A 15521-nucleotide genomic window follows, 5' to 3' on the forward strand; every position below is an offset into this window, starting at 1 on the left:
TCTCGCCTAAATGGGTGTCCGGTTTCATTAGACCACTACAAGGCCTTTTTCAGCAGTGCTGATGATGTGCCTGAATGGATCCTCGCTGATCGAACGTCGGTAGATGTCCTATTCAAGTAAGCTATCCACCGACTATCTTGAACTCGCGAACTCTGGCATTTCCCCACAGCAGTTCGCCGGGGACGATGTTCGATTTTCGAGTGAGTTCGAGGCGCTGGAAAATGAGCTGTCCAAAGCTCAATCCATGCATGAAAGTGGGCAAACCGACTGGCTGAAAGTGCAGGAAATCGCTGAGACCTTGCTCCGTAGCCAATCCAAGGATCTGCGGGTGGCCGCCTGGTTGGCTTGGGCGTTGTATCAGCGCGAATCCTTTCCGGGCCTGCTGGCCGGCTGTGGCCTTTTGCGGCATCTGTGCGAACAGCATTGGGCCCAGCTTCACCCAGCCAAACCGCGCACTCGCGCTGCTGCCATCGGCTGGCTAGTGCCACGTCTTGAGCTCTTATTGAGTGAAAACGTCTCGATCAAAGAGCAGCTGCCGTTGTTCCGCCGCTTGCTGGAACACTTGGAAGGGCTCGATGCTGTCTGCACCGAGCACTTAGGCGACGACGTACCACTGCTGCTGCCCATTACCCGGCGCTTGAACAGTATGGTCCAGCGTGCCGCCGACAGTGAGCCGCCGGCAGGGCTCGTGGGGGCCGCAGTGGCTCAGGTGAAGCAAGCCGCCACGCAGTTGTTCACCCCCGGCGCACCGATCGACAACGAAAAAGAAGCCCACAAGGCCCTGCGTGCCCAGCAAGAGAACGCGCGGCCGTTGTGTGCATGGTGGCTCAAACAGAAAGCCACTGACCTGCGTGCCTTGCGCCTCAATCGCACGTTGCTATGGTTGCCCATCGACACCGTCCCCGAGCGCAACGCCGAGCAAATCACCGTGCTGCGCGGGTTGCCGGCGGACAAGCTCAAGGCCTATCAGGACCGTTTCGACCAGGGCAACTACGCTGACCTGCTGGTGGAACTGGAGGCGAGCCTGGCGAAGGCGCCGTTCTGGTTCGATGGCCAGCGAATGGCGTGGGAATGCCTTCAGGCCTTGAACGCCGAGATGGCCATGCGCGAAGTGGAAATCCATTTCGCGCTTTTGATTCGGCGCCTGCCCGGCATCATCGAATTGCGTTACCACGATGGCGCGCCATTCGCCGATCCAGCCACGCGCGCATGGATCAGCGCCCACGTCATGCCGCACCTGCAAACCGACAGTGCTCCGCGCAAGGTCGAAGTGGCTGACACGCAGCTGGCGTGGGAACTGGCCCTCGAAGAAGTCCTGCCGATTTTGCGCAAGGACGGCCTCAAGGCTGCCGTGCAAATCCTCAAGCAGGGCCTGCAAAGCGCCCAGGGCGAGCGGGTTCGATTTTTCTGGCAGTTCGCCCTCGCGCGGCTGTGTTTCATGGCCAAGAAATACGAACTGGCCAAGACCCAACTCGAAACCCTCGACCAAACCTTACAGGACTCAGGCCTGAACGCCTGGGAGCCCGATCTTGCGCTGGAAGTGCTGCATTTACTGCATAGCTGCTGCGAGTTGTTGCCGCAGAACCATGCCGTCCGTGAACGCAAGGAAGAGATTTATCGCAGGCTGTGCCACCTCGATCTCGAGGTGGTACTCGAATAGGCCCCCGGGCCACAATCTCAAGGAGAAAAGCCATGGCCAAAGAAGGCTCGGTAGCCCCAAAGGAACGCATCAACGTCACGTTCAAACCTGCCACCGGTGGTGCACAGGAAGAGATCGAACTGCCGTTGAAACTACTGGCAATCGGTGACTACACCCACCGCAAGGACGAACGCAAAGTCGAAGATCGCAAACCGATCAGCATCGACAAGATGACCTTCGACGAAGTACTGGCCAAGCAAGAGTTGAGCCTGGCACTGAGCGTACCGAACCGTCTTCAGGAAGGTAGCGACACCGAAGAACTGGCCGTGCAACTGCGCGTCAACTCGATGAAGGACTTCAACCCGGCCAGCCTGGTCGAGCAAGTGCCGGAGCTGAAAAAACTGATGGAGCTGCGCGACGCGTTGATGGCCCTCAAAGGCCCGCTGGGTAACGCGCCTGCGTTCCGCAAAGCCATCGAAGGCGTGCTCGCCGACGACGAATCCCGCGGTCGCGTATTGGGTGAGCTGGGCTTGAACGCCGCCGGCCAGGACGCCACCCAGAACGTCTGAGTTCCCATCAGTCAAGGAAGCCAACAATGAGCACTAGCGCAGCACAGCAAAAGAGCAACGAGAACGGCGAATACAGCATTCTCGACAGCATCATCGCCGAGACCCGCCTGACCCCGGACGACGAAGCCTACGACATCGCCAAGCGTGGTGTATCGGCCTTCATCGAAGAGCTGCTCAAGCCGCAGAACAATGGTGAGCCGGTCAAGAAAGCCATGGTTGATCGCATGATCGCCGAGATCGATGCCAAGCTCAGCCGCCAGATGGACGAAATCCTGCACCACCCGGCTTTCCAGTCCCTGGAGTCGTCGTGGCGAGGTCTGCAGTTGCTGGTCGACCGCACCAACTTCCGCGAAAACATCAAGATTGAAATCCTCAACGTCTCCAAGGACGACCTGATGGACGACTTCGAAGATTCGCCGGAAGTGATGCAGTCGGGCCTCTACAAGCACATCTACACCGCTGAATACGGTCAGTTCGGTGGTCAGCCGGTGGGCGCAATCATCGCCAACTACTTCATGTCCCCAAGCTCGCCGGACGTGAAGCTGATGCAGTACGTGTCCAGCGTTGCCTGCATGTCCCACGCGCCGTTCATTGCCGCGGCCGGCCCGAAATTCTTCGGTCTGGAAAGCTTCACCGGCCTGCCGGACCTGAAGGATCTGAAAGATCACTTCGAAGGCCCGCAGTTCGCCAAATGGCAGAGCTTCCGCCAGTCGGAAGACTCCCGTTACGTTGGCCTGACCGTGCCGCGTTTCCTGCTGCGCAACCCGTACGACCCGGAAGACAACCCGGTCAAATCGTTCGTGTACAAGGAAACCGTCGCCAACAACCACGAGCACTACCTGTGGGGCAACACCGCCTACGCGTTCGGCACCAAGCTGACCGACAGTTTCGCCAAATTCCGCTGGTGCCCGAACATCATCGGCCCGCAAAGCGGTGGCGCGGTGGAAGACCTGCCGTTGCACCACTTCGAAAGCATGGGCGAAATTGAAACCAAGATTCCTACGGAAGTATTGGTGAGTGACCGTCGTGAATACGAACTGGCCGAGGAAGGTTTCATCTCCCTGACCATGCGCAAAGGCTCCGATAACGCGGCGTTCTTCTCCGCGAGCTCGGTGCAGATGCCGAAATCCTTCGGCAGCAGCGCAGAAGGCAAGGCTGCAGAGCTGAACCACAAGCTCGGCACCCAGCTGCCGTACATGATGATCGTCAACCGCCTGGCTCACTACTTGAAAGTGCTGCAGCGCGAGCAACTCGGTTCGTGGAAAGAACGGACCGATCTCGAACTGGAACTTAACAAGTGGATCCGCCAGTACGTGGCCGACCAGGAAAACCCGAGCGCCGAAGTGCGTGGCCGTCGTCCACTGCGCGCTGCCCAGATCATCGTCAGCGATGTCGAAGGCGAGCCTGGCTGGTACCGCGTCAGCCTGAACGTGCGCCCGCACTTCAAGTACATGGGTGCCGATTTCACCCTGTCGCTGGTTGGCAAGCTGGACAAAGAGTAAGCGGAGCTCACTCATGACTGGATACGGCAGCCTTTTCGAACGCCTGGGTGGCGACGCGGACAAACGCGTCGGCTGGAGCCGCGAGGTTTGCGCCATGGCGTCCGTGGCTGCCCATCTGGCCAAGATGCTCAGCACCCGTGCGGGCAGCGTGCAAACGCTCTCCGATTACGGGCTGCCCGATCTCAATGACATGCGTCTGAGCCTGCACGACTCCCTGAGTAAGGCCCGTCTGGCCATCGAAGATTTCATCGAAGCCTACGAGCCACGACTGAGCAACGTGCGTGTCATCTCCCTGCCGCGTGACCACGATCAGCTTCGCCTGTCCTTCAGCATCGAAGGCCTGCTGGAAGTGGAGGGGGGCAAACGTCAGGTCAGTTTCATTGCGCGCCTCGATGGCCGTGGTCAGGTCAACGTCAGTTCATAAGGCAGCGATGTTGGCCAGACGGCTGCTGCTACCGGTGATCGCTGCGTGTGCCTGACGTCGAGGGCCGGGGTTCGCGCACATTTTAATTTATGGGTTGATCGGTAGGGATGTTCAGGGCGGGTCGCTTACCGCCACTGAGTCACACCGTCGCCCACCAGACAAGCAGGGAGCTGACCGTGTCTTTTAACCACTACTACCAAAGCGAACTCACCGCACTGCGCCAGTTAGGCCGCCGTTTCGCCGAGCGTCACCCTGCGTTGGCGCCTTTCCTCGGCCAGGCCGGGCGGGATCCGGACGTGGAGCGGTTGCTGGAAGGGTTTGCGTTCCTGACCGGTCGCCTGCGTCAGAAACTCGACGACGAATTGCCAGAGCTCAGCCACTCGCTGATGCAGCTGCTATGGCCAAACTACATGCGCCCGCTGCCGGCGTTCAGTATTTTGCAGTTCGACCCGCTCAAGCGTTCCGGCCCAGCGCTGAAAGTCAAGCGTGATACGCCGATTGAAAGTGTTCCGAATGAAGACGTGCGTTGCCGTTTCCGCACCTGCTACCCGACCGAAGTCCAGGCGCTGGATCTCGCCGCGCTGACCTACTCGGTGAAGGGCGACGGTTCGCTGTTGAGCCTGCGCCTGGAGATGAGCGCCGAGGGTCATCTCGGTGAGCTGGAATTGAGTCGCTTGCGCCTGCACTTCGCCGGCGAGCGTTACATCAGCCAGATGCTGTACCTGAGCCTGTTGCGCAATCTGGAAGGCATCGAGTTGATCCCGCTGGACGGCACCGGTAAACCGATCAATGGCGTCAACGGCACTCCGATGGCGTTCAAGATGCCTGGCGATCGCGTGCAGCCGGTGGGTTTTTCCGAAGAAGAAGCGTTGATCCCGTATCCGCTGAACACCTTCCGTGGCTACCGATACCTGCAAGAGTATTTCGCCTTCCAGGACAAGTTCCTGTTCGTCGACGTCAACGGTCTGGACATTCTCAAGGCGCTGCCGGAAGACACGCTCAAGCAGACGCGCGGCCTGGAGTTGCGCTTCGATATTCGCAAAAGCGGCATCCTGCGCATGCGTCCGACCCTGGACAACGTGAAGCTGTATTGCACGCCGATCGTCAACCTGTTCAAGCACGATGCGTTGCCAATACGCCTCGACGGCAAACAGGATGAATACCTGTTGCTGCCCGCCGAATACGACTTGGAAAACTGCGGTGTGTTTTCGGTGGAAAGCGTCACCGGCTGGAAACCCGGTGCCCTCGCTTATCAAGAGTACGTGCCGTTCGAATCCTTCGAGCACGACCCAAGTTTCGACGTGCCCACCAGCCGTCCGCACTACAGCATTCGCCAGCGCTCCTCGCTGTTGCACGACGGCCTCGACACTTACCTGAGCTTCGGCATCCGCCACACCGAAGCCCACGAAACCCTGTCGATCGAGCTGACGTGCACCAACCAGAACCTGCCGAAAAAACTCAAGCTCGGCGACATCAGCCAGGCCTGTGAAGAGACGCCGGAGTTCCTGAGTTTCCGCAACATCACCCCGGCGACTCCGAGTTATGCGCCGCCGCTGAATCGCGACTTCCTCTGGAAGCTGATCAGCAACATGTCGCTCAACTACCTGTCGTTGGCCGACGTCAATGCGTTGAAGGTGATTCTCGAAACCTACGACCTGCCGCGCTACCACGACCAGCACGCGGCGAAGGTCAGCAAACGCCTGCTCGGCGGGCTCAAGTCGATCAAACACCAACACGTCGACCGCCTGCATCGCGGCTTGCCGGTGCGCGGGTTGCGCACCGAGCTGACCATCGACCCGGAAGGCTACATCGGCGAAGGCGACCTGTTCGTGTTCGCTTCGGTTCTTAACGAGTTTTTCGCGCTTTACGCCAGTCTTAATTCCTACCACGAGCTGCGGGTAAGAAGCACACAGGGAGATGTGTACCAATGGACACCACGTATGGGCCTTCAGCCGCTGCTTTAAGCGGTCTGACCCGAGGAATACGCGAGTACTCGCTGTTTCAGGCCGTGCTGCTGGTGGTTGACCGGCTGCGCGATGTCCACCCGCACCTGAGCCAGGACGATCTGTACGACCAGTTGGAATTCCAGGCCAACCCGAGCCTGGGGTTCCCCGGCAGCGATGTTGATCGCGTGGAGTTTTTCCACGAGCACGGGCAGATGCGTGCGCGCCTGCGGTTCAACCTGATCGGCCTGGTCGGTTCCGGTTCGCCACTGCCGGCGTTCTACGGCGAACAGGCCCTGGGCGACAGCGAAGATGGCAACCCGACCCGCAACTTCCTCGACCTGTTCCACCACCGCCTGCAACGGCTGATGCTGCCGATCTGGCGCAAATACCGCTACCGCGCCAGCTTCGAGAGCGGCGCGCTCGACCCGTTCTCTGCGCAACTGTTTGCGTTGATTGGCCTGGGCGGTGAAGAGATCCGCAAGGCCGGCGAACTGAACTGGAAACGCCTGCTGCCGTACCTCGGCTTGCTCAGCCTGCGCGCGCACTCGGCGGCGCTGATCGAAGCCGTGCTGCGTTACTACTTCAAGCACGCCGAGCTGACCATTGAGCAGTGCATCGAGCGCCGCGTGGAAATCCTCGACGAGCAGCTCAATCGTTTGGGGCGCGCCAACAGCCTGCTCGGCGAAGACCTGGTGCTGGGTGAACACGTGCGCGACCGCAGCGGCAAATTCCGCATTCACATCCGCGAACTCGACTGGCCACGCTTTCACGAGTTCCTGCCCATCGGTTTCGGCTACCAGCCGTTGTGCGCGCTGGTGCGTTTCACCCTGCGTGACCCGCTCGATTACGACATTCGCCTGGTGTTGCGCCACGAAGAAATCCCGGAACTGCGTATCGGTGAGCAGAACGCCTGTCGCTTGGGTTGGACCAGTTGGCTCGGCCGCGAAAAAGCGGACGGCGTGGTCACCCTGGGCAGCAAAATTCATTAAGGACCGATGACCAATGATCAACGTAGACCTGCAACAACTTATCCAGGCGCTGAACGCCGAAACCCGTCGTGACCTGGAAAGTTCTGCCGAACGCTGCGTCGCCCGTGGCGGCAGCAAGATCCTCGTCGAAGACTTGCTGCTCGGCCTGCTGGAGCGCCCGCAAGGCCTGCTCGCACGTGCGCTGCAAGACGCCGAAGTGGATGCCGGCGAGCTGAGCGCCGCGTTGCAATCGCGGGGCGAGCACAGCGCGTCGCGCAACCCGGTGTTTGCCCCGGAACTGGTGCAGTGGCTGCAGGATGCGTTGCTGGTGGCCAATCTCGAACTGGGCCAGACCCAGGTCGAACAGGCTGCGCTGATCCTCGCCCTGCTGCGCAACCCGATGCGTTACGCCGGCAGCCGTTATCAGGCGGTGCTGGCCAAACTGAACATTGATCGCCTGAAAGAATTTGCCCTGTCGCAGAAAGAGCCGCCGGCCAATGGCAAACCCGCCGTGGCGGGCGAATCGTTGCTGCAGCGCTTTACCCACAATCTGACCCAGCAGGCCCGCGACGGCAAACTTGACCCGGTACTGTGCCGCGATGGCGCGATCCGGCAGATGATCGACATCCTCGCCCGTCGCCGCAAGAACAACCCGATTGTGGTCGGTGAAGCCGGCGTCGGTAAAACTGCGATCGTCGAAGGCCTTGCCTCGCGCATCGCCGCCGGTGAAGTGCCCCAGGTGCTCAAAGGCGTCGAGCTGCTGTTGCTGGACATGGGCCTGCTGCAGGCCGGTGCCAGCGTCAAAGGTGAATTCGAACGCCGCCTCAAGGGCGTGATCGACGAAGTCAAAGCTTCGCCGAAATCGATCATCCTGTTCATCGATGAAGCCCATACGCTGATCGGCGCGGGCGGCAATGCCGGCGGTTCCGACGCGGCCAACCTGCTGAAACCGGCCCTGGCTCGTGGCGAACTTCGCACTATCGCTGCGACCACTTGGGCGGAGTACAAAAAATACTTCGAGAAAGACCCGGCGCTGGCCCGTCGTTTCCAGCCGGTGCAACTGCACGAACCGACCGTCAGCGAAGCAGTGACCATCCTTCGCGGCTTGGCTCAGGTGTACGAGAAAAGTCACGGCATCTACCTGCGCGACGACGCGGTGGTATCCGCTGCCGAACTGTCCGCCCGTTACCTCGCCGGTCGCCAACTGCCGGACAAAGCGGTCGACGTACTCGACACCGCGTGCGCCCGCGTGCGCATCAGCCTCGCCGCCGCTCCGCAAAGCCTTGAACGCCTGCGTGGCGAGCTGGCCGAAGGTGGCCGTCAGCGTCAGGCCCTGCGCCGTGATGCGGAAGCCGGTTTGCTGATCGATCATGAAGCGCTGGACGCATTGGAAGCGCGTCTGGGTGAAGCCGAAGACGAAAGGGGCGCGCTGGAAACCCTGTGGACCCAACAGAAGGAACTGGCCGAGCGTTTGCTGGAGCTGCGTCAGCAACTGTCCAAGGCCCGCGAGGTCGCCGCCGTCGAACCGACCGTCACGGTTGAAGAAGACACTAAAGGCACCGTGATCGAAACCCTGCCGGTGGACGAAGCGCACAGCGTCGAAACCCTGGAAGCGGCACTCAACGAAACGCACAAAGCGCTGACCGAGCTTCAGGTCAAAGAACGCCTGGTGAGCTTCGAAGTCTGCCCGCGTCTGGTCGCCGAAGTGATCAGCGCCTGGACCGGCGTGCCCTTGGCGCAACTGGCCCGCGAGCACAACGCCAAGGTCGCGAGCTTCGCCACCGACCTGCGCACGCGCATCCGTGGTCAGGAACAAGCCGTTCACGCACTGGACCGCTCGATGCGCGCCACCGCTGCGGGCCTCAACAAACCGGATGCGCCAGTGGGCGTGTTCCTGCTGGTCGGCCCGAGCGGCGTCGGCAAAACCGAAACCGCGCTGGCCCTGGCTGATTTGCTCTACGGCGGTGATCGTTTCATCACCACCATCAACATGTCCGAGTTCCAGGAGAAGCACACCGTCTCGCGTCTGATCGGTGCGCCACCGGGCTACGTCGGTTACGGCGAGGGCGGCATGCTCACCGAAGCCGTGCGGCACAAACCGTACTCCGTCGTGCTGCTCGATGAAGTCGAAAAAGCCGACCCGGACGTGCTCAACCTGTTCTACCAAATCTTCGATAAAGGCGTGGCCAACGATGGTGAAGGTCGGGAGATTGATTTTCGCAACACGCTGATCCTGATGACCTCGAACCTCGGTAGCGACCGCATCAGTGAACTCTGCGAAAACGGCGCACGGCCGATCGCCGAAGTGCTCGAAGAAACCATCCGCCCGATCCTCAGCAAGCATTTCAAACCGGCGCTATTGGCGCGCATGCGCGTGGTGCCTTACTACCCGGTCGGCGGCCCGGTGTTGCGCGAGCTGATCGAAATCAAACTCGGTCGTCTGGGCGAGCGCCTGAATCGTCGTCAGCTGGACTTCACTTACTCCCAGGACCTCGTCGATCACCTGGCCGAGCGCTGCACCCAGAGCGACAGCGGCGCGCGCCTGATCGATCATTTGCTCGACCTGCACGTGCTTCCGCTGGTGGCCGACCGCTTGCTCGACGCGATGGCCTCCGGAGAAAGCCTCAAGCGTGTACACGCCACGCTCGATGGCGACGCCAGCGTGATCTGCGAGTTCGTCTGAGGTGGGTGTGATGTTCACTCAAGTGCCGCAACCGCTGGTCTATGCCGAAGCCTTGATGGCGCAGTTCGCCGGCCTGTCGCGGGCGGCGGACGGTGCTGCGCTGCTGGGTGACTTCGTGCGCGCGGTGGCTCAGCTCAGCGGTTGCGAACTGACGCAGTTGTACCTGCTGGACGCCACTCACACGTGCCTTGGGATGAACGCCGAGTGCCTGAACGGCATTCTGCAACCCCGGGAAGCGACGAGCCTGCCTGTCGATTACAACGGGGAACAACCGCTGCAATTCGCCCTGTGCCAGAACCGCGTGGTGAGCCTCAGCGAATTGAGCGGCAGCCTGCACGAAACCAGTTTTCTGCCACCGCAGGCCACGCCTTGGCAGTCGCTGTTGTGCGTGCCGCTGGTGAATCAGCTGAACGCGGTCGAAGGCTTGCTGCTGTGCGCCAGTCTCCAGCACATCGACCTGCAAGGCTTCGCCGATTCCCTCGGGCAGTTGGGGTCGTTCGTGCTAGGTCAGTTGCATTTGCTGCAACGCTTACGTCGTCCCGCGGGTGACTCAAAACCCGCGCCAGTCAGCGTGCCGAGCGCCAGCGACTACGGTTTGATCGGCAAGAGCGCTGCCATGCGCCAGACCTATTCGCTGATCAGCAAAGTTCTGCACAGCCCGTACACCGTGCTGTTGCGCGGCGAAACTGGCACCGGCAAGGAAGTGGTCGCACGGGCGATTCACGATTGCGGTCCGCGCCGTTCTCAAGCCTTTATCGTACAGAACTGCGCGGCGCTCCCCGAGAACCTGCTGGAAAGCGAGCTGTTCGGCTACCGTAAAGGCGCCTTCACCGGCGCCGACCACGACCGAGCCGGGCTGTTCGATGCGGCCAACGGCGGTACCTTGTTGCTCGATGAAATCGGCGACATGCCGTTGTCGTTGCAAGCCAAGTTGCTGCGCGTGTTGCAGGAAGGCGAGATCCGCCCGCTGGGTTCCAACGACACCCACAAGATCGACGTGCGCATCATCGCCGCGACCCACCGTGATTTGTCGCTGCTGGTCAGCGAAGGCAAGTTCCGCGAGGACTTGTACTACCGCCTTGCGCAATTCCCGATCGAGTTGCCTGCCCTGCGTCAGCGCGAGGGCGACATTCCCAACCTGGCCCGGTACTTCGCCGACAAGGCCTGCGAGTTCTTGCAACGCGATGCGGTGTACTGGTCCGACGCGACACTGGATCACCTGTCCGGTTACGCCTTCCCCGGCAACGTGCGCGAACTCAAAGGCCTGGTCGAGCGTGCGGTGTTGCTGTGCGAAGGCGGCGAATTGCTGGCGGAGCATTTCTCCCTGCGTTCGGCCCCGATACCGGATGACAACAGTGTGAGCCTCTGCGAACTCAGGGCGGTCATGCCGCCAGACAATCATTTGAAGTTGCGCGAGCGCCTGGAAGCCATGCTGGAAGACAGCAGCCTGGACCTGCGTGGACGTCTGGAGCAGGTAGAACGCAGTTTTTTGCTCGATTGCTTGCGTAAAAACAACGGCAACCAGACTCTCGCGGCCCGCGAACTCGGGTTGCCGCGTCGCACGCTGCTGTACCGCCTCGGGCGACTGAATATCAATCTGGGGGATTTCAATGGTTAGGCCAATGACCGTCAATTTTACCTCGTCCGCTTCTGATAGCACCACCCAGCCGGGCTGGCGCTTTGTGCTTTGTCTACCTCTGGAGACCCTCTGATGCCCGTTCGTCACTGGCAAGCCGTCCTGCTGACCGTCGTCGTTCTATTCGGCCTTGGCGGCTGTAGCGGCAATTACAAATACAACGACAACACCTATCGCCCATTGGGTGATCCGCAGGCGGTCAATCGCGGCAAGTGATCGCAAGGAGAATCACCATGGAACTGGTTTTCGAAATGCTCAACACCAAGCAGTTAGTGCCCACCGATTTATGCCAGAAGACCTTCAAACAGGCCGGTGGCGTGATCGGTCGTGGCGAGGATTGCGACTGGATCATCCCGGACGGCAAGCGTCACCTGTCCAATCACCACGTGATGATCAGCTACCGCGAAGGCACGTTTTTCCTGACCGACACCAGCAGCAACGGTGTTCAGTCCGGTGAAAGCGGTGCACGCCTGCGCAAAGGCGAACCGGTACGCATCGAACACGGCAACACCTACGTGCTGGGCGATTTCGAGATCCGCGCGCGGCTGGTGCGTGACCCGGCGACGTTCGACGGCGAAGTTGGCCGTCCGCGTGCGGCGGGCAGCATCATTCCGGACGATGCCTTCCTCGATCTCGACCCGCTGAAAGCTCTCGAACAGCAAGAACGTGTGTATTCGGAAATCGAAGAGCTGATCTCCCCGAGTACCACGATCGAGGACACCCGTCAGCGCGCCGATTACGCCCGCATCGACATGGAAAGCCTGCTGGTCCCTGAGCTGATCAACGCTCCGGCAGAATTAGCCCCGGCTCCAGCGCTAAAAGAGGAAGAGCGTCAGAGCGAAGGCTTCTGGGAGCATTTCGGTGCTGCGCTGGGCGTGGACCTCAAAAGCCTCGACCACGATGCCCGCGAAGCCTTGGCGCTCAATGCGGCGCGCTTGCTCAAGCAAAGTGTCGGCGGTTTACAGCAGAGCCTGCGCACCCGCAGCGAACTGAAAAACGAACTGCGTCTGGCCCAGACCACTGTGCAAGGCTCTCAAAAGAACCCGCTGAAATTCGCGGTCGATGCCGGTGAAGCACTGGGCATTTTGTTGCAGCCGAACAAGCCGGGCCAATTGCCGGCCGAGCAGGCGATCTCCCGCGCGTTCCGCGATGTGCAGGCGCACCAGGTCGCGCTGCTGACCGCGAGCCGCGCCGCTGTTCGCGGCACGCTGGAGCACTTTTCGCCGCAGCAATTGACCCTGCGTTTCGAGCGCGACAACAAGCCGTTGCTCGCCACCTCCGGCAGTCGCTGGAGAGCCTACGGTCGTTATCACCAGGCCCTGCGTCAGGACAATGACTGGAGCGAACGCCTGCTGGCTCGTGACTTCGCTCAGGCCTACGAAGAGCAGATTCGCCTGATTTCCACCCTACACACCGACCATCAAGGATGATCCGCATGTCTCGCTGTTCGACCGCTTTATTCAAGACGCTGACGGCGCTCATGGCCTTGGTGCTGTTGGCCGGCTGCTCGTCGATGTCGCCATATTCGAAAGTCACCAAGCTTAACCTGACGCTGACCGCCAGTGATCAGCTGAACCCGGACCTCAACGGGCGTCCGTCGCCGATTGTTGTGCGCCTGTTCGAGCTCAAGCACCCGGTGACGTTCGAAAACGCCGACTTCTTTAGCCTGTATGAACGCGCCAAGGAATCCCTGGCCCCAGACCTGGTCGCTAGCGAAGAGCTTGAGCTGCGTCCGGGCGAAACCATTGAGCTGAAACTCAGCGTGGAGGAGGGCAGCCGCTACGTTGGCGTGCTCGCCGCCTACCGCGACCTGCCGGGAACCAAGTGGCGCAACACCGTGCAAATCACCCCGGTGGAAGTCACCGACGCTGACCTGACTCTTGATCAGGCCGGTATCCGCAGCAGCCACGAAATGCTCGCCAAGGCAGATGACTGATCATGAATACCCATAAAGTCATTTGGCAGGAAGGCATGCTGCTGCGCCCGCAGCACTTCCAGCACAACGATCGTTACTACGATCATCAGATGAAGACCCGCACCCAATTGCTGGGCAGTTACACCTGGGGCTTCCTCAACCTGGACATCGATTTGCAGTTCCTCAACATGGGCAAACTGGTGGTCAGCCAGGCCTCGGGGATTCTGCCGGACGGCAGTCTGTTCGAACTGGGTGGCAACACAGAGCCGCTGGCGCTGGATGTACCGCCGAATACCGGCAACACGCCGATCTACCTGGTGTTGCCGCTGGTCACCGGTAACCACATCGAGGCGCGTCGTCCGGAGCAATCCGACGTGCTGGCGCGCTACACCGCGTACGAGGCCGAAGTCGCCGACTCCAACGCCGGTGATGATTCCGCCAGCCAGGTGCGCTGCGCTCGTCCGGACTTCAAGCTGTTGCTCGGCGAGCAGCAGAGCGATCAGGCTTACGTGAAGCTGAAGATCTGCAACGTGCTCGACACCACGGCCGACGGCGTGATCAGCCTCGATCCGGATTTCGTGCCGACCTACATTCAGGCGCATTCCTCCAGCTACCTGCTGTCGTGCCTCAAAGAAGTGATCAGCATGCTCGGTCACCGTGGCGACACCATCGCTGACCGCATCCGTTCCAACGGCAAGGTTGGTGGCGCGGAAGTCGGTGACTTCATGATGCTGCAACTGATCAACCGCACCGAGCTGCTGCTGCGTCACTACCTCGGTCTGGAGCAGGTCCACCCGGAAGAGTTGTACCGCACGCTGCTGAGCATGCTCGGTGATCTGGCGACCTTCTCCAGTGACAGCAAACGCCCGCGACTGGACAGCCGTTACCAGCACAGCGATCAGGGAGCGAGCTTTCGCAAGCTGATGGAAGCGATCCGCCAGGTGCTGTCGATGGTGCTGGAGCAGCACGCCATCGAACTGATCCTGCAGGAACGTCAGTACGGGATCATCGTCTCGCCGTTGCACGACCACAAACTGCTGGGCACGGCGTCGTTCGTGCTGGCGGCCAGTGCCAACTGCGACTCCGAAGAACTGCGCCACCGTTTGCCGGCGCACCTCAAGGTCGGCCCGGTGGAGCGCATCCGCCAACTGGTCAACCTGCATCTGCCGGGCATCAAGGTCAAACCGTTGCCGGTGGCCCCCCGGCAGATCGCGTTCCATTCCAACAAAACCTATTTCATCCTCGAACTCAGTTCCGCAGACCTGGCCGACCTGGAGCGCTCCGGCGGCTTCGCGTTCCATGTTTCCGGTGAATTTGCCGAGCTCGATCTGAAATTCTGGGCCATCAGGAATTGACTGAAATGATCAAGGACATGGAACACCATCAGGACGATAAAACCGTCTTGCTCGACCGCCAGGGCCACGGCCCGGCGCAAAGCCCGCTGACCGATTTCGCAGCGCCGCCACGTTTTGAACAGCTCGAAGAACGGATGATCTACGCCGCGCGCCTGCGTCCGGCCGAAGCGTTCAATATCAGCCTCAATTCGCTGGTGGCCGCCGCCTCCGAGCTGCTCTCGGAAGTGGTGCGACTCAAGCACAGCGCCGCCCGCGAAGACATGTACGTGCTCAATACGCGACTGACCGCCGGGATCAAGCTGTTTGATGTGCGCGCACTGCACAACGGCGCCGAAAGCAGCCAGGTGATGGCGGCGCGTTACGTGCTCTGCACCGTGGTCGACGAAGCCGTCGTGACCACGTCGTGTGGCAACGAAAGCGAGTGGTCGCAGATGAGCCTGCTCAGCAGCTTCCACAATGAAACCTTCGGTGGCGAGAAGTTCTTCCAGCTGCTGGATAGCCTGTCGAAAAACCCGGTCAAGCACCTGCCGATGCTGGAGCTGATGTACCTGTGTTTGTCCCTCGGTTTCGAAGGCAAGTACCGCGTACAAGCGCGCGGCATGCTCGAGCTCGAAGGCATCCGCGACGCCTTGTACCGGCAGATCCGTCAACTGCGTGGCGACGTGCCGCGTGAGCTGTCGCCGCACTGGGAAGGCCTGAACGATCAGCGCCGCAGCCTGGTGCGCATCGTGCCGGCGTGGATGGTGGCGCTGTTCACCTTCGTCTGCCTGGTGGTGATGTATTCCGGCTTTGCCTGGGTGCTCGGCGAGCAGCGCGACACCGTGCTACAACCTTTCAAGCCGCTGGATCCGGCCGCGGTCCAGCCGCAGTCGCAGCCGTAAACA

The 15521-nt window shown here is 60.9% G+C and carries 13 protein-coding genes; all 13 read left to right on the plus strand.

The annotated features are described in order from the left end of the window. The first annotated feature begins 103 nt into the window (after window positions 1–103). The 13 genes from tssA (at window position 104) to icmH (ending at window position 15518) form a co-directional block, all read left to right on the plus strand. The gene (tssA, locus tag HYI44_RS06425) at window positions 104–1660 is read left to right on the plus strand and encodes a type VI secretion system protein TssA (RefSeq protein WP_225568992.1); all 1557 of its coding nucleotides are present in this window, start codon (window positions 104–106) and stop codon (window positions 1658–1660) included. 32 nt (window positions 1661–1692) lie between these two features. Further along, window positions 1693–2208, plus strand: a complete 516-nt coding sequence (gene tssB / locus HYI44_RS06430) for a type VI secretion system contractile sheath small subunit (RefSeq protein WP_225568993.1) — start codon at window positions 1693–1695, stop codon at window positions 2206–2208. Window positions 2209–2234: 26 nt separating this feature from the next. Further along, on the plus strand, window positions 2235–3710 hold the full coding sequence (tssC, locus tag HYI44_RS06435) for a type VI secretion system contractile sheath large subunit (protein WP_225568994.1): 1476 nt from the start codon (window positions 2235–2237) through the stop codon (window positions 3708–3710). Window positions 3711–3723: 13 nt separating this feature from the next. Further along, the gene (tssE, locus tag HYI44_RS06440; RefSeq protein WP_225568995.1) at window positions 3724–4134 is read left to right on the plus strand and encodes a type VI secretion system baseplate subunit TssE; all 411 of its coding nucleotides are present in this window, start codon (window positions 3724–3726) and stop codon (window positions 4132–4134) included. Window positions 4135–4310: 176 nt separating this feature from the next. Beyond that, complete coding sequence (gene tssF, locus HYI44_RS06445; RefSeq protein ID WP_225568996.1) at window positions 4311–6098, plus strand: type VI secretion system baseplate subunit TssF; 1788 nt, start codon at window positions 4311–4313, stop codon at window positions 6096–6098. After that, the gene (gene tssG / locus HYI44_RS06450; protein WP_225568997.1) at window positions 6062–7069 is read left to right on the plus strand and encodes a type VI secretion system baseplate subunit TssG; all 1008 of its coding nucleotides are present in this window, start codon (window positions 6062–6064) and stop codon (window positions 7067–7069) included. Before tssF ends, tssG begins: the two co-directional genes overlap by 37 nt. A 13-nt stretch (window positions 7070–7082) precedes the next feature. Further along, window positions 7083–9731, plus strand: coding sequence for a type VI secretion system ATPase TssH (gene tssH / locus HYI44_RS06455; RefSeq protein ID WP_225568998.1), 2649 nt, complete (start codon window positions 7083–7085; stop codon window positions 9729–9731). A 10-nt stretch (window positions 9732–9741) separates the two neighbouring features. Continuing rightward, window positions 9742–11349, plus strand: coding sequence for a sigma-54 interaction domain-containing protein (locus HYI44_RS06460; protein WP_225568999.1), 1608 nt, complete (start codon window positions 9742–9744; stop codon window positions 11347–11349). Window positions 11350–11442: 93 nt separating this feature from the next. After that, the gene (locus HYI44_RS06465; protein ID WP_225569000.1) at window positions 11443–11583 is read left to right on the plus strand and encodes a type VI secretion protein; all 141 of its coding nucleotides are present in this window, start codon (window positions 11443–11445) and stop codon (window positions 11581–11583) included. Window positions 11584–11600: 17 nt separating this feature from the next. Beyond that, window positions 11601–12797, plus strand: a complete 1197-nt coding sequence (gene tagH / locus HYI44_RS06470; RefSeq protein ID WP_225569001.1) for a type VI secretion system-associated FHA domain protein TagH — start codon at window positions 11601–11603, stop codon at window positions 12795–12797. Window positions 12798–12802: 5 nt separating this feature from the next. Beyond that, a complete protein-coding gene (gene tssJ / locus HYI44_RS06475; protein ID WP_225569002.1) occupies window positions 12803–13303 on the plus strand; it encodes a type VI secretion system lipoprotein TssJ in 501 nt (166 codons plus the stop codon). A gap of 2 nt (window positions 13304–13305) precedes the next feature. Next, window positions 13306–14637 (plus strand): type VI secretion system baseplate subunit TssK, encoded by a 1332-nt coding sequence (tssK, locus tag HYI44_RS06480; protein WP_225569003.1) that lies wholly within the window; start codon window positions 13306–13308, stop codon window positions 14635–14637. A 5-nt stretch (window positions 14638–14642) separates the two neighbouring features. After that, entirely contained in the window at window positions 14643–15518 is an 876-nt protein-coding gene (gene icmH / locus HYI44_RS06485) for a type IVB secretion system protein IcmH/DotU (RefSeq protein WP_225569004.1), read from the plus strand. Window positions 15519–15521 lie beyond the last annotated feature (3 nt).

Source organism: Pseudomonas sp. Y24-6 (assembly GCF_020295325.1).
Classification (GTDB): Bacteria; Pseudomonadota; Gammaproteobacteria; order Pseudomonadales; family Pseudomonadaceae; genus Aquipseudomonas; species Aquipseudomonas gregormendelii.